The following is a 19,582-nucleotide window of genomic DNA, read 5'->3' as shown; positions in this document are numbered from 1 at the left end:
CATGAAAGCAGGCGCTGCCGCCAGGTGACCGGCGCATCTGCGCGCTTCGTGGCCATCAGCGTGAAAGCCTGCTCATTCGTACGGCCGTAAATGATTTACGCCGAAGGAAATCAACCGCAACATTCCCGTCACCTGATAAACATGTGGCGGCGCTTCTTGACAGCGCATCAGCCTGCCGCCTATCCTCGGCCGCTGTACGGCGCATGCCGTACTCCGGGGCGAGAATCCACAATAAACCCGGGCGGCTCAGACCCTCCCCATCCGGCGAGGCCATCGAGCAAACGCCTCACATCCACAGACATATTCAGGGAGAATTCATGTCCACCACCACCGTTTCGCCGGCGGCCGAGCACACGCATCCGCAGGCCCGACGCGCCATCATTTCATCGTCCATCGGCAATGCGCTCGAATGGTTCGACATCCTGATCTACGGCGCTTTCGCGGTCGTCATCGCCAAGCAGTTCTTCCCGACCGGGAACGACACCGTGTCGCTGCTGCTGACCTTCGGCACCTTCGGCGTGTCCTTCTTCATGCGCCCGCTGGGCGCGGTGGTGCTGGGCGCCTACTCCGACCGCGTGGGCCGCAAGGCCGCGCTGATGCTGTCGATCACGCTGATGACCATCGGCACCGCGATGATCGCCTTCATGCCCAGCTACGCCTCCATCGGCTTGCTGGCGCCGGCCGGCATCGCGCTGGGCAAGATGATCCAGGGCTTCTCGGCCGGCGGCGAATTCGGCAGCTCGACCGCGTTCCTGGTCGAACATGCGCCGCACCGCCGCGGCTTCTTCTCCAGCTGGCAGGTCGCCAGCCAAGGCATCAGCCTGCTGCTGGCCGCCGTCTTCGGCGCCGTGCTCAACAACATGCTGACCGCTGACCAGCTGGCCTCCTGGGGCTGGCGCGTGCCCTTCATCTTCGGCCTCCTGATCGCCCCTGCCGGCATCTATATCCGTCGTCATCTGGATGAAGCGCCCGAGTTCAAGGACTCCACCGAAAAGACCGACGCGCCGCTGCGCGACACCTTCTCCAGCCAGAAGCTGCGCCTGCTGATCGGCGCCGGCAGCGTGATCATGGCCACCGTCTCGGTCTACCTGTCGCTGTATATCCCAACCTATGCGGTCAAGCAGCTGGGCCTGCCGGCCTGGTCGTCGTTCGCCGCCACCTCGGTGGCCGGCCTGATCATGTTCATCGGCTCGCCGCTGGTGGGCGCCTGGTCCGACAAGATCGGCCGCACGCCCTTCATGATCACCAGTGCCGCGCTGTATATCGTGCTGACCTACCCGATGTTCGTGTTCCTGACCAATTCGCCTGGCTTCATGAACCTGCTGCTGCTGCAAATCGTGATCGGCGTGCTGATGACCATGTACTTCGCGGCGATGCCGGCCCTGCTGGCCGACATCTTCCCGGTGGCCACCCGCGGCACCGGCATGTCGCTGGCGTATAACATCGCCGTGACTATCTTCGGCGGCTTCGCCGGCCTGATCATCACCTGGCTGATCGACTTCACCGGCAACAAGCTGTCGGTGAGCTACTTCGTGATCTTCGGCGCCGTCCTGAGCCTGATCGCCACCCTCGCCGCGCGCACCGTGCTGCGCCTGCGCTGACGGCAGCAGCGTCTGCGGCAGGCCTCTGCGCAGACGTAATGCAGACGTAAAAATGGCCCGGACCGCAATGCGATCCGGGCCATTTCTCTTTTTCTAGCCGCTGTGCTCCCCTTCCCTTGACCGTCCACGCAGCGGCCCGCAGACGGCTTCCCCCGCTCACCTCACTGACCAAACCCGGCGACGCTTCGTCACCGGCGCTTGATCAGCAAGCAGCGGGCTTGCGATCAGTCGTCCTCGGCGCCGCCGATCCCCAGTTCCTGGATCTTGCGGGTGATGGTGTTGCGGCCGATGCCCAGGCGCACAGCGGCATCGTTCTTGCGACCGTGCGTGTGCTTCAGGGCGATCTTGATCAGCGCCGCTTCAAACTGGCGACCGAGGATATCCATCACCTCGGGCTGCTCCTGCGCCAACATCTGCGCAGCCTCGGCTTCCAGCAGCGAGATCCAGCTGGTGTTGCCCAGGTCGGCCGGCATCGCCGCATGCGCGCCGTCGGCTGCCGCCGGCGCAGCCATCGCGACCGAGGCCGGCGCCGACAGGGTCTGCGCGGGTTGCGGCGCATGGGCGCGCTCTTCCACCAAGTCTTGCGGCAGATCCTTGATCTCCACGGTCTGGCCCGGGGCCATCACGGTGATCCAGTTGCACAGGTTCTCCAGCTGGCGCACGTTGCCCGGGAATTCCAGCTGCGCCAGGAACTGCATCGCCTGCGGCGACAGGCGCTTGGCTTCCACGCCGAGCTGGCGCGCGCTTTGCGCGAGGAAGTAACGGGCCAGGATGGGGATATCTTCGCTGCGCTCGCGCAGGCTGGGCAGGCGCAGGCGGATCACGTTCAGGCGGTGGTACAAGTCTTCGCGGAACAGGCCTTCGCGCACGCGCTGCTCAAGGTTCTGGTGGGTCGCGGCGATCACGCGCACGTTGGCCTTCAACGACTGATGGCCGCCGACGCGGTAGAAATGTCCGTCCGAGAGCACGCGCAACAGGCGCGTCTGCAGGTCCAGCGGCATGTCGCCGATTTCATCGAGGAACAGCGTGCCGCCCTCGGCCTGCTCGAAGCGGCCGCGACGCATCGCCTGGGCGCCGGTGAAGGCGCCGCGCTCGTGGCCGAACAGTTCGGATTCCAGCAAGTCCTTCGGGATCGCCGCGGTGTTCAGGGCCACGAAGGGCTGCGAGGCGCGCGGGCTGTGCTTGTGCAGGGCGCGCGCCACCAGCTCCTTGCCGGAGCCGGATTCACCGGTGATCAGCACCGTCACGTTGGATTGCGACAGGCGGCCGATGGCGCGGAACACGTCCTGCATGGCCGGCGCCTGACCGAGGATCTCGGGCGTCTGCGCGGCGCCCTGCTCGATGTCGGTTTCGCGCAGGCTCTCGTCGAGCGCGCGGCGGATCAGTTCGACTGCCTTGTCGACATCGAAGGGCTTGGCCAGGTATTCGAAGGCGCCGCCCTGGAAGGCCGAGACGGCCGAGTCGAGGTCAGAGAAGGCGGTGATGATGATGACTGGAATGCCGGGGTGCTTGGCTTTGACGGTCTGCAGCAGTTCGAGGCCGGAGGCGCCCGGCATGCGGATGTCGGACACCAGGACTTGCGGCGTGCCCGACTGCAGCGCGGCCATGGCGTCGCGTGCGCTGGAAAAACTCTGCGTGGCGAGATTCTCTCGGGCCAGGGCTTTTTCCAGAACCCAGCGTATCGATTCGTCGTCGTCAACAATCCAGATTGGCTTCATAAATAACTTTTTCCTGCGTTGGTCGTGCTGTTAATCCTCTCGCGGCCACAGCGCTTTTGACGCCCTGCCCGCGCCCCCGATGACGGATCGCTCCGTCATGCCGGCCTTGGCGCGTTGCCTGTGGCCTTGCGGCTCACGGCAACGGTATAAGTATTCTGAAATCAGTACATCCGGGCCGGCTGTCGCACTCGATCACCCCCATGTGCTGGTGGACGAAAGTCTGCGCCAGGGTCAGCCCCAGTCCGCTGCCTCCCTCGCGTCCGGATACCAGCGGATAGAAGATCCGTTCCTGGATATCCGCCGGGATGCCCGGACCGTTATCGATGATATGCAAGTCTAGTGCCAGCCGGTATCGCACCTTGGATAGCGTCACCTGACGCGACACGCGCGTACGCAAAATCAGTTCGCCGTCGCCGGCGCGGATGCGCTCGGCCAGCGCTTGCGCGGCGTTGTGGACGATGTTGAGCACGGCCTGGATCAGTTGCTCCTTGTCGCCGCGGAATTCAGGGATGGAAAGATCGTAGTCGCGCTTGATGGTGAGGCCCTGCGGGAACTCCGCCATGACCAGGCTGCGCACGCGTTCGCACACCTCGTGGATGTTGACGTCGCCCACGATGTGCGGATGGCGGTGCGGCGCCAGCAGACGGTCGACCAGGGTCTGCAGGCGGTCGGCTTCCTTGATGATGACCTGGGTGTATTCGCGCAGCTCCTTCAAGTGGCGCTCCGGCAGCTCCAGCTCCAGCAGCTGGGCCGCGCCGCGGATGCCGCCCAGCGGATTCTTGATCTCATGGGCCAGGTTGCGGATCAGCTCCTTGTTGGCCTGGCTCTGGTCGAACATGCGCTCTTCGCGGTCCAGCTTCAACTGCTGGACGTTCTCGCGCAGCTCCAGCAGGACCGGCATGTCCGGGTTGTCCAGCGGCGTGACGATGGTGTGCACCTGCAGCGGCTCGCGGTTGGCGCGCTCCAGCACGAGGTCCAGGCGCTTGTCGGCGAACTGGTGTTCGATGGCCTGGTAAAACAGCGCGGAGAGCTCCTTGCCGTTGAGGAAGAGCTCCGACAGCTTCTGCTGTGAGAGCACCTTGAACGAGCTTTCCAGCAGGTTCTCGGCCGCCGCGTTGGCGTAGACGATGCCGCCCTGGGCATCGAGAATGATCACTGCCGAGGCCAACAGATCGAGGCCGTCCAGCGAGGGGAAATTTGTCTTCATCCGCAGTGTGTGATTCCGAAATCATGATGACGCGGCGTGCCTGCCGCCGCGCGGGTTGCTTGTGCATTGCGAGCTTGCGCATGCCGCCGGCCGCACCGGCTGGTCGCAGCATGCATGCTTGCGGCATGGGCGATGCCTCATGCGCGCCGCCTCGCAATTCCTGTCCCTGCTCTAGCAAGTTTCGGGCGAGCCCGTCGCGCTCAAGTCGCCCGGCCTTGCACCCATTCAGCGATTCAGTTGCTGCTGCAGGGCCGCCGCCTTGGCCCGGCTCTCTTCCAGCGCAGCCTTCAGGGCGGCCGTGCGCTGCTGGTATTTCGCGTAGTTGCGTTCGTCGCCGCGCCGCTCGGGTTCGCCGTCGCTGTACTCGCGCCTGAGCGCCTCGATGCGCTTGCGCTCGATGGTCAGCTGCTCGCGCAAGCCGTCGCGCGCGGCATCGTCGCCTTGGGGCGCAGCCGTGGTCACCGCCACATCGGCCGGCCTCACCGCCGTCACCACACCCACCGGCGCCAGCCTGCCGGCGCGGCAATTGGCCGCCTGCGCATCGTCGCGGTATTCGGTCCGACCGCCTTCGCTGCATACGTAGATCCCGGCGGCATGCGCCGCCGTTACGCCGGCCAACAGCACCGGCATCGCCATCCTGTTCCATTTCATCGCCTGCTCCGGAAAGTGCCATCCGGCGATATGACACGAGGATGGGCTTTCCTGCCGCGCATAAACAAAAAGGGGAAGCAAGCTTCCCCTTTTTTGCAGACCAGTCTTCGATTACAGCGAGTAGTACATGTCGAACTCGATCGGGTGAGTCGTCATGCGGAAACGCTGGACTTCTTGCATCTTCAGATCGATGTAAGCGTCGATCATGCTGTCGGTGAAGACGCCGCCGCGGGTCAGGAACTCGCGGTCCTTGTTCAGGTGATCCAGCGCTTCGTCCAGCGAGGAGCACACGGTCGGGATCAGCTTGTCTTCTTCCGGCGGCAGGTGGTACAGGTCCTTGGTCGCGGCTTCGCCCGGGTGGATCTTGTTCTGCACGCCGTCCAGACCTGCCATCAGCAGAGCGGCGAAGCACAGGTACGGGTTGGCCAGGGGATCCGGGAAGCGGGTTTCGATACGACGACCCTTCGGGTTCGCCACGTGCGGAATACGGATCGATGCCGAACGGTTGCGTGCCGAGTAAGCCAGCTTGACCGGAGCTTCGAAGCCGGGAACCAGACGCTTGTACGAGTTGGTGCCCGGGTTGGTGATCGCGTTCAGCGCCTTGGCGTGCTTGATGATACCGCCGATGTAGTACAGCGCGAATTCCGACAGGCCGGCGTAGCCGTCGCCTGCGAACAGGTTCTTGCCGTCCTTCCACACGGACTGGTGCACGTGCATGCCCGAACCGTTGTCGCCAACCAGCGGCTTCGGCATGAAGGTTGCGGTCTTGCCGTAGGTGTGGGCGACGTTCCAGATCACGTACTTCATGGTCTGGGTCCAGTCAGCGCGCTCGACCAGGGTCGAGAACTTGGTGCCCAGTTCGTTCTGGCCGGCGCCGGCCACTTCGTGGTGGTGCACTTCAACGGGGATGCCCAGGGATTCGATGATCAGGGACATTTCCGAACGCATGTCCTGGAAGCTGTCGACCGGGGGAACCGGGAAGTAGCCGCCCTTGACGGTCGGACGGTGGCCGGAGTTGCCGCCTTCGATCTTCTCGCCGGTGCTCCAGGAAGCTTCTTCGGAGTCGATCTTGACGAAGGAGCCGGACATGTCCGCGCCCCAACGCACGCCGTCGAAGATGAAGAATTCGGGTTCCGGACCGAAGTAGGCGGTGTCGCCCAGGCCGGAGGACTTCAGGTAGGCTTCAGCGCGCTTGGCGATGGAACGCGGGTCGCGGTCGTAGCCCTTGCCGTCGGACGGCTCGATCACGTCACACTGCATGAACAGCGTGGTTTCTTCCATGAACGGGTCGATGTTGGCGGTGTTCGGATCCGGGATCAGCAGCATGTCGGAGGCTTCAATGCCCTTCCAACCGGCGATCGACGAGCCGTCGAAGGCGTGACCCGATTCGAACTTGTCGATGTCGAAATGCGAAACAGGCACGGACACGTGCTGTTCCTTGCCACGGGTGTCAGCGAAACGGAAGTCGACGAACTTGACTTCGTTGTCCTTCACCATCTTCAAAACTTCTGCGGCCGTCCTTGCCATGCGAATCTCCTAAAACGAGGAAGTAGTATAAATTTGGATGTTGAGCCGTTTGTCTGCGACTGGATCTTTGCAATAGATACAACGGTCTTGCGCCGAACTCAGTCGCGGATGATAGCAGATTCCATGCCACCAACCTTTCGGGGGCGACAATAATGGAATATTTTAGGGAGTCGCGGGTTGGACGGCCGCTCCCTTCAGTGCATGCGCACGATTTAATTGCATTATTTTAGTGCATTTTATGAAAAACGCACCATTAAAATGCATTTCTGTGCGATGCGCGCCAAATGGCACCCGATTGGTGCAAGTCGAGAGATCCTGAAGCGGCCACCTGCGCCAGAGCAAGATTGTTGAATTGTCGAAACTGTTTTCTTGTATATTTTTATATTTTTTAGCCCATTCCCCATTCCGCCACCCTACCCGGCACTTACCTTCAATGCGGCGCGGCGGACAGACTGACAGCGAGAATTCCATGAGCACAGAGCAGATCCTCTCCCAGGCAAGCCAACGCGCACGGGACGGCCAATTCCCCTATCGTGGCGCAGTCACCCCGCAGGAAGCCTTCGACCTGATCCGGGAAAACCCGGCGATCAAGCTGGTGGATGTGCGGACCAAGGCCGAACGCGACTGGGTCGGCATGGTGTTGATCCCGCCCGAGCAACACCTGTTCGTACAGTGGAATCTTTACCCGGAAGGCAAACCCAATCCGCAATTTCTGGCGCAACTGAAGGAGGCGGCCGGTCCGGACGACGTGCTGCTGTTCCTGTGCCGCTCGGGCGTGCGCTCCAAGCATGCGGCCAAACTGGCGACCGAGAACGGCTATGCCCATTGCTTCGACATTGTCGAAGGCTTCGAAGGCAACAAAGACGCCGAGGGCCATCGCAAGACCGTCGAGGGATGGTGCAAGGCAGGCCTGCCATGGGCGGGCGCCTGACTGCGATCAAGCCGGCGCCGGGCGAATCCGGCGGCAATGCGCAATGGCAACAAAAAAGCCCGGGATGTCCCGGGCTTTTGTTTTTTGCGGGCGGATTGTCCGCTCGCCGATGCTCAAACGTTCATACGTTCAAATAAATGGCGCCACCCTAGGCATGCAAAGCGCCATCCAATGTCGCGATCAACGCCCCGATGTCGGCATCGCCGTCCAGGCCGCCGCGCGCGGCGGCCTCAATGCGGTCGAGCACCTCGACGATCTCTCCCCGGTTCATGGTCAGCGCGGCACCCTTCATCCGGTGCGCCAGGCGCTGCACGGCCGCCACGTCGGCCCCCTCGTAGGCGCTGCGCAAGGCCGCCAGGTCTTGCAGCGACGTGTTGCGAAACAGGGCCTTCAGATCCAGCGTGCCGATATCGGGTTGCGCGTTCGTGATTGCCGCCTCGGCATCAACATCGAAGTCGCACCACAGCGACAGCAACTTCTTGAATTCTTCCAGCGGCAAGGGCTTGCCGAGAATGCCGTCCATGCCGCTGTCCAGGCACAACTGCACATGGGCGGCATCAGCTTCGGCGGAAATGCCGATCAGCGGCGTATAACCGTCCGAGCCGTCACCCTCGTTCTCTCGCACCTGACGCGCCACCTCGTAGCCGTTCATGTCCGGCATGTAGCAGTCCAGCAGCACCAGGTCGAACTTGTCGGCGTGCAGCGCGGCCAACGCCGAACGACCGTCCTCGGCTCCCTGTACGCGGCAGCCGAACTTGCGTAGTTGCTTCTCGATGACCAGACGGCTGGTGGCGGAATCATCCACCACCAACACGGAAGGAGCGGGAGCATTCATGTTTTACTCTTTCTCTTTTGTCGTGTTCATCCGCCTTGCGCCTCACAGGTCGGCCAGCTGATGCTGGATCTTGAACAGCTCGCTGTCGTTGCGCACGCCCAGCTTGCGAAATGCCGATTGCTTCTGCCCGCTGATCGTCTTCACGCTGCGCGCGAACTTCTCGGCGATCTGGGTCACGCTCATGCCGTCCAGGCAGCAGCGCAGCACCTCGCGCTCGCGCGGGGACAATTCTTCGCTCTCAGCCAGCGAATCGGACGCCGGCGCCTCGCCGCTCTTGCCGCCATCCAGCGTATCGGCCGACAACATCGACGACATCTCGGCCGCCATACTGTTGCTCAGGTGCACGCGCCCCAGAGAGACAGTACGTATCGCCTGGATCAGCTCGGTCAGCTCCTGGGATTTGCCGACAAAACCGCGCGCACCCGCCTTCATCGCCAAGGCCACGATGGCAGGGGTGTAATGAGAAGAAGAGACCAGGATTTTGCTCTCGGGAAAACGTACCTTGAGCGCGCGAATCAGGTTGAGCCCGTCGATGTCGTTGCTGCCCAGGGAATAGTCGATCACCAGCAAGTCGGCCGGCGTGGTGCGCAGCGCCGTCATCATTTCCTTGCTGGTGGCAAACATGCCCACCACCTGGAAATCAGGCTCCTCGGAGAGCCGTCCGGCCAGTCCGTAGCGTACGACGGCATGATCGTCCAACAGTGCGATGCGCACCGTTGATGCAGAGGTCCACGTCATCAGGGCGTCCCTTTATGTGCAAATGGCCCGGACGGGCCTTGACATCCAGGCCCCCTGGAACGGGCGCCTCCCCAGCGCGGCGCTGGCGGCCGCAGCTTGTCTGTATGCCAAAGTAGTTTAACAAGAGCCCTCGACGACAAACGAAGGAATAAGGGCATGATTCCGTCCCGCTTCAGACGGAAGCGTCGTCCGCCGGCTGCATCGCACATCTTTTGTTTTCCTCATGCTCCTTGCGCACCGCTTGAAGGAAGTCGGCGCTCTTGAGCGGCGGCGCCAGATCGCCTTGAACCAGGCGCCCGCCCATTTGCTGCATGGCATCGCAGGTTTCCCGCCCCGCGACCCCGTCCGCAATCACGGTCAGCCCCAACCTGCGCCCCATGGCCACCATCACGTCGACGATGGCACGCGACGGTGCGTGACGCACCACTTGGCCGATCAGGCCGTCATCGATGCAAATGCCATTGAAAGGCAGCTCGGCCAGCATGTTCATGTTGGCGCCGCCGGCGCCGAAGCCGCTCAGCACCAGCCGGAACCCCTTGATGCGCAAGCGGTTCAGCGAGGCCGACAACTGCATCATCTGCGGCGGCGCGGCGCCTTCGGTCAACAGCACCGAGATCTGGTCCGGACACAGCTGCTGCTGGCGCACGCGATCGGCCAGATAGTCGGCGATCTCGGGCGTCTGCAAGGTCTGCGCCGAGGCCCGTATGCCCAGCGGCATCAGACAGCCGGCGTCCTTGAGCTTGCGCTGGATGGCCAGCACGTGATTGACCGTGCGGTAGAACAGCACCAGTCCCAGCCCCTGCTGCTCGGTCAGCGTCATGAACTGCTCTGTGCGCAGCTGGCGGAACTTGGGATGGTTCCAGCGCACTTCCGCCTGGGCGCCGATGATCAGGCCGCTCTCGAGCGATATCGTGGGCCGGTACCAGACGTCGAATTCATCGGCGTCACAGATTGCGCGCAGCAGGTCGTCATCATTGACCACCGGCAGCTTGTCGCCCTCCAGGCGCTTGTGACGGCGCGCGTTCTTCAGCGCCACGGCCAGCTCGAGAACATAGGACAGCTGCGCGCTCGACAAGGGCTTGGTCAGCGCGTCGAACACCTCGAAACCGGCCAGCCGCGCCAGCCGCGAATGCGACTCCAGGATGCCGGGACCGAGCACGCTCATCCACACCAGCATCGGCAGGCTGCGGCGGGCGCACTCTCCCGCGCTGCACTCTTGTTGCTTGAGAATGAATTGAGGCCCGTCCATGCGCGGCATGCCGATGTCGCAAAAGATCAGATCGATGGGGTGCTCCGCCATCACCTGAATCGCCTCGCCGCCATCGCTGGCCTCATGCACGTTGACAGCGCTCAGCTGACGCAGCTTCTCCGCAAGAAAGGCGCGCTGCAGGGGTTCGTCTTCGACGATCAGGATGGCTAGATCGGAAATGAATTTCATGATGTGTAACGGCGCTCGGCGTCGCCGCCTTTCTTGGTGTGGACAGCAATTCTCGGCTCACGGGCGCTCACTTGAAATAGGAATCGTCTGGAAACCGGCCGCCAGGAAAGCCCGGCGCATCGCCGTTCAGAGAAAGATGCAAATATGAAACATGAAATCGAAAATTGGCGAAGGTGCAGAGCGATTCCGGTGCTGCTCCTGAACGGACTGCACTAGAATCGAAGGACGGATCGAGGCCGGGCAACAAGGCCGTCTCGTATTCGCTTTCTTTTTCAACGACCGCTCATGCCCGCGATGCCCGCCCTGCCGCTGATACGACTGCTGTGCCTCTGTGCGTTGCCGCTCGCGGCTCACGCAGCGCCGCCGCTGGAGCTGCGCGTGACCGGCCGTATCGTGCCCGACGCCTGCGTGCCGAGCTTCATCGGCGGCGGCGTGGTCGACTACGGCGTCGTGCCCTCCAGCGCGCTGTCGGCCGGCAGCCCGACGCTGCTCTCGCGCAAGTCGGTCGGACTCAACGTCTCCTGCGCCATGCCCACCAGCGTGGGGATCCGCCTGCTCGACAACCGCACCGTGATGCCCACCGAAGGCATGGTGAAAACCTCGCTGCGCCCAAGCACGGCGAACGACGAGCGCTATTTCGGCTTGAAGAACGACGAAGGAAAGGCCATCGGCGGCTACCTGCTGCGCTTTGAGACCGGCGACAACGTCACCGCCCCCAGCTTGGAGCTGAGCGCCGACGCCCGCCAGCAAGGCGGCGCCTGGCGCGCTCGCAAGGATGGCATGCTGTTCAAGGACACCCTCTACACCTGGTCCACCGATGGCCGCGCCCCGGCGCGAATGCAACAGATGGATGCCACGCTGAGCGTGCAGGCGGTCATCGACGGTGCTGCCGGCGGGCTGCGTGACGACATTCCGCTGGATGGATCCACCACACTGGAACTGGTCTATTTCTGATGCGCCTCCTGCCCGCCCATTTCAGCAGCCCCTCTCCGGCCCGACGCCCATTCATCGCCCGCGCCGCGCTGGCGCTGACATTGACAGCGACCGGCGCCGGCGTGGGCGCGGCCAGTTCGGTGCCGATGGAAGTCAGCGTCACCATGACGCCGGCCGCCTGCACGCCGACCCTCTCGGGCGGCGGCGTGGCCGACTACGGCCTGATGAACGCCGCCATCCTCAAGCCGGGCCAGATCACCGCGCTGCCGGCGATAAGCATGGTGTTCTCGGTGAACTGCGACGCCGCGGCCAAGTTCAGCGTGCTGGTCATCGATAACCGCACCGCCTCGGTAGTGCCCGGACTGGTGGCCATGGGCTCGGGCAACGGCGCCCTCGGCGACGACTACAACTTCGGCCTGGGCAGCTCCGCGGGGCGCAGCGTGGGCGGCTATTCGATACGCTTCGTCACCGGCTCCTACACCGGCGACTACCAGCCGGCGCTGTTGATGTCCTCGCCGGACGGTTTGAACTGGACCTCAGCCGCCAACAACGCGGTGTCCAAGCGCCTGCAATATTCATGGGGAACCGGCGGCGCCACCACCGAGGCTTACCGCGCGTTGTCCGGCAGCCTGTCGGTACAGCCTTACGTGAACAAACCGGAAAACCTGTCACTGAGCAACGATGTCGTGCTGGACGGCTCGGCCACGCTGGAACTGCATTACCTGTAGCAGCGCGACCTTTCCGGTCGCAATTCAAGGGGTGACACTCAAGGCGCGGCAATCGGCGGACAAAGCCGGGGGAAAACGGCCTTTTTCTGCGGTTTGCCGACGCGCCCCATAGATCATGATGATGACAAGACAACCAGTTTTCGGGGGAGAATGACATGTCTTTTCACGCAACACGACCGCACCGGGCGCGACGCCTGCTGCACGCCGGCCTGGCAGCGCTGCTGCTGGGCGCCGTCTCGCTTGATGCTGCCGCCAGCGGCATGCTGCCGGAAACCTCGGTGGTGATCGTCAACGAGGCCGACGGCGAAGCCAGCATGAACGTCAAGAACACCGACGCGGTGGCCACCCTGCTCTATACTTCGCTGCAAAACCTGCCGGAAGACAAGGAACCACTGCTGGTGGTTTCCCCGCCGGTGGCCCGGGTGGAACCGGATCAGACGCAGCTGGTGCGCTTCATCCTGCAGCTCAAGGAACCGCTCAAGACGCAGCGCCTGAAGCGCGTAGTCTTCGAAGGCATCCCGCAAAAGGGGCCGGAAGGCGGCGTCAAGGTGACCATGAACGTGCGCCAGAACCTGCCCCTGATCATTCATCCCAAGAACCTGCCGGTCAACCGCGAACCGTGGAAGCTGCTGTCCTGGTCCATCGCCGGCGACAAGCTGGTGCTCAAGAACGACAGCGCCTACGTGGTGCGCTTCGCGCAGTCGGTCTCGCTGCTGCCCGCCAAGGTGGAAGTGGACATGGGTCGCACTTACATCCTGCCCGGCGAAAAACTGAGCTCGCCCATCCAGGGCAACGCCAGCGGCGCGACCACGGTCAGGCTGTCGCCGGCAACGGTCTACGGCTTCTCGGTCGACAATTTCGACGCCCAGCTCGGTAAGCCCTGAGCCCTCCTCGGGTGAGCGCGACCGACGCCAGCCCCCGTTCTTTCCGCCTGCGTAGTGACGGCGGCGCGCCCGCCCGCGCGGGCCCTGCCCGCAGTTGCGCGCTGGCGTTGCACCAGATACCGCTCGCGGTGCTTACCCTGGGCGTCTGCGCTGTGCCTTCCTGGGCACAACTGCCCGCAGGCTTTGATCTGGACATGCTGCGCGAGCGCGGCATCGATCCCGCGATTGCGGATTACTTCAAGAATGAGGCCCGCTTTCACCCCGGCATCAACGTCGTCACGCTGTTCGTCAACGACCAGCCGCGCGGCCGCGTCGATGCCCGCTTCAACGACAAGGGCGAACTCTGCTTCGACAAGACCCTGCTCGACAAGGCCGGCCTGAAAACACCGGAAAAGGTGCTGGACGGCGCCTCGGCCGCGCCGGCATCGGCCGCTGCCGCAGCGACTGCGGCGGCCAATCAATGCTACGACTTCCGCGCTGCCTGGCCGAAGACCTCCATCGAGCTGCGCCCGGGTAAGGAAGAAGTCGCCCTGGTGGTGCCGACCGACTCGATACGTCCGGGCGAGGACGACTTTTCCGGCTACACCAGCGGCGGCAGCGCGGCCTTGCTCAACTACGACGTGGTCAGCGCGCGCAGCCAGTTCGGCGCCGTCTCCAGCAGCTTCACCAGCGCCAATGTGGAATACGGCTTCAACACCGGCGACTGGATCATGCGCGGGCGCCAGATGTACGCCCGCCAGGACAACAGCTCGCAGCGCCAGCACCTGTACGCCTATGCGCAGCACACGCTGGTGGAGCAACGCGCGACCTTCCAGGGCGGCCAGATCAACATCCTCAACACCTCGTTTGCCACCGGCCCGATCACCGGCATGCAGCTGGTGCCGGAGACTGCGCTGTCCTCCAGCAAGGTCAATAACGTCATGGTGGAAGGCATCGCGCAAACGCAAGCCCGGGTCGAGGTCCGCCAGAACAACGCGCTGATCTACTCGACCGTGGTACCCGGCGGGCCGTTCTCACTGGCCGACCTGCCGCTGCTCAACAGCACCAGCGATCTGGAGGTCACCGTGATCGAGGCCAACGGTGCGCAGCGCCGCTTCACGGTGCCGGCGGCCTCGCTGCATGGCGGTAACCTCGGCATGCAGCGCGGTTATTCGCTGGCCATCGGCAAGCTGCGCGCGCTGGGCAACAGCACCGGGCGCCAGCCGTGGCTGGCCACCGCCGCCGCCGGCTGGACGCTGGGCAAGAACAGCACAGTGTCGGCCGGCCTGCTCGGCGCCAGCGGCTACCAGGCCGTGAGCTGGGGGATGGATACCCGCCTGGCCGACACCACCCTGTCGTTCCAGCAGCGTCTCTCGCGCGCCACAGAAGAGAGCGAACGCGGCACGCAGATGACGCTGGGAGCCAGCAGCATCCTTGCCGAAAGCATGTCGCTGAGCCTGTCCACCACGCAGCAGACGCTGGGCTATCGCGACTTGAGCGAAACTACCATCAGCCAGCAGCGCCAGTTGAACGAACAACTGATCCTGGCGCCGACCCTGCCGCCCACCACGCAGTACGCCCGCTATCGCGGGCAGTACTCGGCCTCGCTGAGCTGGAACAACGCGCTGCTGGGCGGCTTCAATGCCGCCTATTCGCGCTCGACCCAGTTCTACGGCGCCAGCACCCAGCGCCTGACGCTGTCATGGGGTCGCGGTTTCGACTTCGGCACGGTCAACTTCAACCTGGAGCACCAGTTGGGCGGCAGCAACAACGCCGGCAGCGGCTCGCCGGTCAACACCTTCTATCTCACCGTCAGCATTCCGCTGGGCAAGCGCAGCGTGCGCGGCTACGTCAACAACAGCAGCGGATACCAACGCCTGGGCGCGTCTTACAACGATCAGTTCAACGACTACGTGAACTACACCGTGGCGGTCGACCGCAACCAGCAAAGCAAGGACACGGATATCTCCACCCAGGTGTCGGCGCTGCCGCGCTACACCCAGGTCAACCTCGGCTATGCCCGCTACGGCGCCGGCAGCACCTCCTACAACGGCGGCCTGCGCGGCGGCATGGTGCTGCACAAGGACGGCTTCACCTTATCGCCTTATCCGCTGCAGGACACCTTCGGCATCGTCCAGGTGGGCGACGTCTCCGGCGTCAAGGTCAACACGCCGACCGGCCCGGTGTGGACCGACTGGAAAGGACAAGCGGTATTGGCGCAGCTGCCGCCCTATTCCAGCAGCCGGCTGGAGATCGCCACCAAGAGCCTGCCGCGCAACGTCGACATCAAGAACGGCCTTAAGCTGCTCGATCCTGGCCACGGCTCGGTGAACCATGTCTCGTTCGATGTGCTGCGGGTGCGTCGCATCCTGCTCAACAGCAAGTTCCCGGATGGCGCGCCGCTGCCCAAGGGTGCCTTCGTGCTGGACGCCAACCGCCAGTTCCTCACCACAGTGGTGGACGACGGCCAGGTATTCCTGCTCAACGGCACTCCGGCCGGCCCGCTGCGCGTGGCGCTGCCCGACGAGAAGAGCTGCACGCTGCAATTCAGCCTGCCGGACAAACCCGATCCCGACATGTTCTACGAGAGCACCGACGCGGTCTGCCGGCCCGAGGTGCATGCGCAATCGAAAGGAATCCCCTATGCGCCGACCTGACATCCTTCTCTGCGCCGCCGCATCGCTGCTCCTCGCCCCGACCCTGGCGCATTCAGCCGACAACTGCCAGATGCGCATCAGCGAAGCCAATGTGGACTACGGCGCCACCACGCGCGCCGAGCTGCTGAAAAAACAGGTCTCGCCGCTGATGATGGGCCTGGGCAAAAGGAACGTGACGCTGACCGCGACCTGCAAGACGCCCACGCTGATGACGCTGTTCTTCCGCGGCAGCGGCGCCGACGGCAATGCCTATCGCCTGGGCGGCGGCGGCAGCTTCACGCTGCGCGCGCTCAATGCACGCATCGACGGCCGCAGCGTAGGGCTGGGCAGCGTGGTCACCGCCGGCATGGTGCCGGAGCAGAAGGCCGACAGCCTGCCCTTGCCGCCCAACCGTGGCGTGGTACCGATCCAGAACGACGTGCCCGTCAAGGGCGTGTCGCTGCAGATCCAGGTCGAGATCTCCGCTCTGGTTTCCAGTACCGGTAGCCGCATCGCCGACCGCACGGTGTTCAGCGGCGCCGGCAACTTCGAACTGCAGGAAAACTGACACCGCACTGACGCACGCCTGACAAGCGCGGCGAGTTTGTAACGTCCGGTTAAAACCGCCCTCGCCCGCCCTTTTGGTGCCAACCGAATGTCGACGACCCGCGTTGTACCCACAGCGCGGCGCGACCATGTCTGACCAATCGCATTACACTTTCTTACAGCCCGCGCAACGACCAGTGTCCATACTGGCCCAACCTGTCCATGACCGGAGGCTCATCGATGCGCCCCATCCGCCAAGCCCGCTCCACCGGCTGCCGCCAGCGACTGTGTGTGCTGATGCTGCTGGCCTGCTGCATCGGCGCCCACGCCGCCGAGCCGGCCGCCGGTGCCCCGCTGACTCAGCAGGAGCGCGCCCTGCACGTGCTCAACCGGCTGGGCTACGGCCCGCGTCCCGGCGACCTCGCTGAGGTGCAACAGATGGGCGTGAAGCGCTACATCGATCAGCAGCTCCACCCCGAACGCATTCCCCTGCCGCAAGATCTCCAGGCGCGCCTGGCCGCCTTGCCGGCGCTACAGATGACGCCCTCGCAACTGTTCGTCGACTACGGTCCGCCGTCCTTCGACCGCGATGCCTCCAAGGAAGAAAAGCAGGCCGCACGGCAACGCGCGGGGCGGGAACTGACGCCGCAATTCCACCAGGCGCGCCTGCTGCAGGCCACCGAAAGTCCACGCCAGCTGGAAGAAGTGATGACCGAATTCTGGGCCAATCATTTCAACGTCTTCGAAGGCAAGGAGTGGGTGCGCTACTGGGTCGGCGACTATGAGAAGAACGCCATCCGCCCCTACGCGCTGGGCAACTTCCGCCAGCTGCTGGGCGCCGTCGCGCACCATCCCGCCATGCTGTATTACCTCGACAACTGGCTCTCCAGCGGCGCCGGCACGCCTGGCGCGCGCGGGCGCTTCAAGGGCTTGAACGAGAACTACGCGCGCGAGCTGATGGAGCTGCACACGCTGGGCGTGGACGGCGGCTACCAGCAGGCCGATGTCATTACGCTGGCGCGCATCCTGTCGGGCTGGACCATTGACGTCGAGGCCATGAAGACCGGCGCCGCGCCCTTCGCCTTCAACCAGCGACGCCACGACTTCGCGCCCAAGACCTTCCTCGGCCGGCCATTGGCCGTGCGCGGCTATCAGGAGGGCGAGGCGGCACTGGACATCCTGGCCAATCATCCGTCGACGGCGCGTTTCATCTCGACCCAGCTGGCGCAATACTTCGTGGCCGACAAGCCGGATCCGGCGCTGGTGCAAAAACTCGCGCAGACCTTCCTCGCCACCCATGGCGACATCCGGGCAGTGCTGCAGGTGCTGTTCGACAGCCCGCAGTTCTGGTCGCGCAGCAACTATCAGACGCAGTTCAAGACGCCCTATCAGTTCGTGGTCTCGTCGCTGCGCGCCACTGCCACGCCGGTGATGAATTCGCGTCCGGTCAACGGCGCGCTGGCGCAGTTCGGCATGCCGCTATATGGCTGGCTCACGCCCGAGGGCTACAAATATTCGGAAGAGGCCTGGCTCAACCCCGACGCTCTGCTGCGCCGGATCAATTTCGCCGGGGGGCTGGCCGGCGGCAAATCGCCGATCGCGCGCGCCGAGGGCGTGCCGCCTGCCGGCGTCGATGCCCGGCCGGCCGATCCGCAGCAGCTGTTGTCCACGCTGGGGCCGGCCATCACGCCGGACGCCGTCGCCAAGATCCAGGCCTCTCCGGCCAATTTTCAGGCCGGCCTGATCCTGGGCAGCCCCGACTTCGTGAAACGCTGAACCCGCCCCACCAAGGACCGACATGAACCGCCGCGACTTCATCCGTTATCTCGGCGCCGCAGGCAGCGGCGCCATTCTGGTGCCGGTCGGCCTGTCCGGCTGCGCCGTGGTGCCCACCGGCGACAAGAGCATCAGCCGCGCCAGCGCCGCGTCCGGCCAGGCCAAGCTCGCCTACGGCTCGCCCAAGCCGCGCGCGCACGCCAACGGCGACGGCGCGCCGCGCATGGTGGTGGTGTTCCTGCGCGGCGCGGTGGACGGCCTGAACGTGGTGGTGCCGCACGGAGACCCGGAGTATTACCGCGCCCGCCCGAGCATCGCCGTGGCACGCCCCGGACAACCCAACGGCGCGATCGACCTGACTGGCTACTTCGGGCTGCACCCGGCCCTGCAGCCACTGATGCCTTATTGGGAAAGCGGCCAGCTGGCCTTCGTGCACGCCTCCGGCTCGCCGGATGCATCGCGCTCGCACTTCGAGGCGCAGGACTACATGGAAACCGGCACGCCCGGTCAGCACAACACGCGCGACGGCTGGATGAACCGGCTGATAGGTTACCTGCCGCCGTCTGAATCGCCCTTGCAGGCGCTGACAGTGGGCGACGCCACGCCGCGCATCATGAGCGGCAAGAACGTCGTCGCCAACCTGCAGACCGGCCGCGCCGCCGCCCGCCCCAGCCTGATTGACCAACCGCGCGTGATGCAGGCCTACGCGCCGCTATATGGCGGCGACGATGCGCTGGCCAAGGCGTATCGCGACGGCATCGCCGCGCGCCGCGAACTGATGGCCGAGATCAACAGCCAGGAGCAGCAAATGGCCAACAACGGCGCGCCGCTGCCCAACGGTCTCTCGATCGACACGGCGCGCCTGGGCCGACTGATGCGCAACGATCCGCGCATCCGCCTGTCCTTTCTTGCCGTCGGCGGCTGGGACACCCACATCAACCAGGGCAACGGCGCGGGCCAACTGGCCGGCCGCCTGACGCCGCTGGCCAACGGCCTGGCCACGCTGGCGCGCGAACTGGGCCCGGCCTTCAATGACACGGTGATCGTGGTGGTGTCCGAATTCGGCCGCACCTTCCGCGAGAACGGCAACGGCGGCACCGACCACGGCCACGGCAACGCCATGTGGCTGCTGGGCGGCAATCTGCGCGGTGGCAAGATCTACGGCCAATGGCCCGGGCTGAACCAAGCGGCGCTCAACGAAGGCCGCGACCTTGCCATCACCACCGACTTTCGCGCGGTGCTGTCGTCGGTGGCAGAGCGTCACATGCGCATTCGCGACCAGGAGCTGGAAAAGATTTTTCCGCAGTTTGCCGCGGGCGGGCGTGGAGTGCCGGATCTGTTCATCTGAACCAGGTGGCGCTTGTCCCGACTCGCTGGTGCCCGCTTAGGCGCAACGAACGACGCTGGGTCCCGGCTTTCGCCGGGACGACAAGTCAGGGATGGCTCAGATAACC

General features: G+C 64.5%; 16 protein-coding genes. 9 read left to right on the top strand and 7 right to left on the bottom strand.

All coding sequences use genetic code 11. The features are described from left to right. The first annotated feature begins 317 nt into the window (after nucleotides 1-317). Nucleotides 318-1,601 (top strand): MFS transporter, encoded by a 1,284-nt coding sequence (locus J8I26_RS00660; RefSeq protein ID WP_209603113.1) that lies wholly within the window; start codon nucleotides 318-320, stop codon nucleotides 1,599-1,601. Nucleotides 1,602-1,825: 224 nt separating this feature from the next. Here the strand turns inward: J8I26_RS00660 and ntrC are convergent, their stop codons facing one another. From ntrC to glnA, 4 genes are all read right to left on the bottom strand, one after another. Beyond that, a complete protein-coding gene (ntrC, locus tag J8I26_RS00655; protein ID WP_209603111.1) occupies nucleotides 1,826-3,319 on the bottom strand; it encodes a nitrogen regulation protein NR(I) in 1,494 nt (497 codons plus the stop codon). 133 nt (nucleotides 3,320-3,452) lie between these two features. After that, entirely contained in the window at nucleotides 3,453-4,526 is a 1,074-nt protein-coding gene (gene glnL / locus J8I26_RS00650) for a nitrogen regulation protein NR(II) (protein ID WP_209603109.1), read from the bottom strand. A gap of 225 nt (nucleotides 4,527-4,751) precedes the next feature. Beyond that, entirely contained in the window at nucleotides 4,752-5,177 is a 426-nt protein-coding gene (locus J8I26_RS00645) for a hypothetical protein (protein ID WP_209603107.1), read from the bottom strand. Between the two features lie 111 nt (nucleotides 5,178-5,288). Then, the gene (gene glnA / locus J8I26_RS00640; protein WP_209603105.1) at nucleotides 5,289-6,704 is read right to left on the bottom strand and encodes a type I glutamate--ammonia ligase; all 1,416 of its coding nucleotides are present in this window, start codon (nucleotides 6,702-6,704) and stop codon (nucleotides 5,289-5,291) included. Between the two features lie 469 nt (nucleotides 6,705-7,173). Between glnA and J8I26_RS00635 the strand changes: the two genes are divergently transcribed. Beyond that, entirely contained in the window at nucleotides 7,174-7,635 is a 462-nt protein-coding gene (locus tag J8I26_RS00635; RefSeq protein WP_209603103.1) for a rhodanese-like domain-containing protein, read from the top strand. Between the two features lie 148 nt (nucleotides 7,636-7,783). Here the strand turns inward: J8I26_RS00635 and J8I26_RS00630 are convergent, their stop codons facing one another. The 3 genes from J8I26_RS00630 to J8I26_RS00620 form a co-directional block, all read right to left on the bottom strand. After that, the gene (locus J8I26_RS00630) at nucleotides 7,784-8,470 is read right to left on the bottom strand and encodes a response regulator (RefSeq protein WP_209603102.1); all 687 of its coding nucleotides are present in this window, start codon (nucleotides 8,468-8,470) and stop codon (nucleotides 7,784-7,786) included. A 42-nt stretch (nucleotides 8,471-8,512) separates the two neighbouring features. Further along, nucleotides 8,513-9,208, bottom strand: a complete 696-nt coding sequence (locus tag J8I26_RS00625) for a response regulator transcription factor (protein WP_209603099.1) — start codon at nucleotides 9,206-9,208, stop codon at nucleotides 8,513-8,515. 172 nt (nucleotides 9,209-9,380) lie between these two features. Then, complete coding sequence (locus J8I26_RS00620; RefSeq protein WP_209603097.1) at nucleotides 9,381-10,646, bottom strand: EAL domain-containing protein; 1,266 nt, start codon at nucleotides 10,644-10,646, stop codon at nucleotides 9,381-9,383. Nucleotides 10,647-10,931: 285 nt separating this feature from the next. On the opposite strand from J8I26_RS00620, the gene J8I26_RS00615 reads away from it, so the two are divergent. The 7 genes from J8I26_RS00615 to J8I26_RS00585 all read left to right on the top strand — a co-directional run bounded on the left by J8I26_RS00615 (nucleotide 10,932) and on the right by J8I26_RS00585 (nucleotide 19,476). Continuing rightward, nucleotides 10,932-11,600 carry a DUF1120 domain-containing protein gene (locus J8I26_RS00615; RefSeq protein WP_209603095.1) on the top strand — a complete coding sequence of 223 codons (669 nt, stop codon included), beginning with the start codon at nucleotides 10,932-10,934 and terminating at the stop codon, nucleotides 11,598-11,600. Next, nucleotides 11,600-12,307 (top strand): DUF1120 domain-containing protein, encoded by a 708-nt coding sequence (locus J8I26_RS00610; protein WP_209603093.1) that lies wholly within the window; start codon nucleotides 11,600-11,602, stop codon nucleotides 12,305-12,307. Before J8I26_RS00615 ends, J8I26_RS00610 begins: the two co-directional genes overlap by 1 nt. A gap of 155 nt (nucleotides 12,308-12,462) precedes the next feature. Continuing rightward, entirely contained in the window at nucleotides 12,463-13,191 is a 729-nt protein-coding gene (locus tag J8I26_RS00605; protein ID WP_209603091.1) for a fimbria/pilus chaperone family protein, read from the top strand. 152 nt (nucleotides 13,192-13,343) lie between these two features. Beyond that, nucleotides 13,344-15,827, top strand: a complete 2,484-nt coding sequence (locus J8I26_RS00600; RefSeq protein ID WP_348635263.1) for a fimbria/pilus outer membrane usher protein — start codon at nucleotides 13,344-13,346, stop codon at nucleotides 15,825-15,827. Next, a complete protein-coding gene (locus tag J8I26_RS00595; RefSeq protein ID WP_209603087.1) occupies nucleotides 15,814-16,374 on the top strand; it encodes a DUF1120 domain-containing protein in 561 nt (186 codons plus the stop codon). Before J8I26_RS00600 ends, J8I26_RS00595 begins: the two co-directional genes overlap by 14 nt. A 275-nt stretch (nucleotides 16,375-16,649) precedes the next feature. Beyond that, the gene (locus J8I26_RS00590) at nucleotides 16,650-18,128 is read left to right on the top strand and encodes a DUF1800 domain-containing protein (RefSeq protein WP_209604707.1); all 1,479 of its coding nucleotides are present in this window, start codon (nucleotides 16,650-16,652) and stop codon (nucleotides 18,126-18,128) included. Nucleotides 18,129-18,150: 22 nt separating this feature from the next. Beyond that, nucleotides 18,151-19,476 (top strand): DUF1501 domain-containing protein, encoded by a 1,326-nt coding sequence (locus tag J8I26_RS00585; RefSeq protein ID WP_209603085.1) that lies wholly within the window; start codon nucleotides 18,151-18,153, stop codon nucleotides 19,474-19,476. Nucleotides 19,477-19,582: the final 106 nt, after the last annotated feature.

Origin of the sequence: Herbaspirillum sp. LeCh32-8, assembly GCF_017814915.1 — a bacterium.
In the GTDB taxonomy this organism is placed as follows: Bacteria; Pseudomonadota; Gammaproteobacteria; order Burkholderiales; family Burkholderiaceae_D; genus Herbaspirillum.
This window is presented reverse-complemented; position numbering and strand designations above follow the sequence as displayed.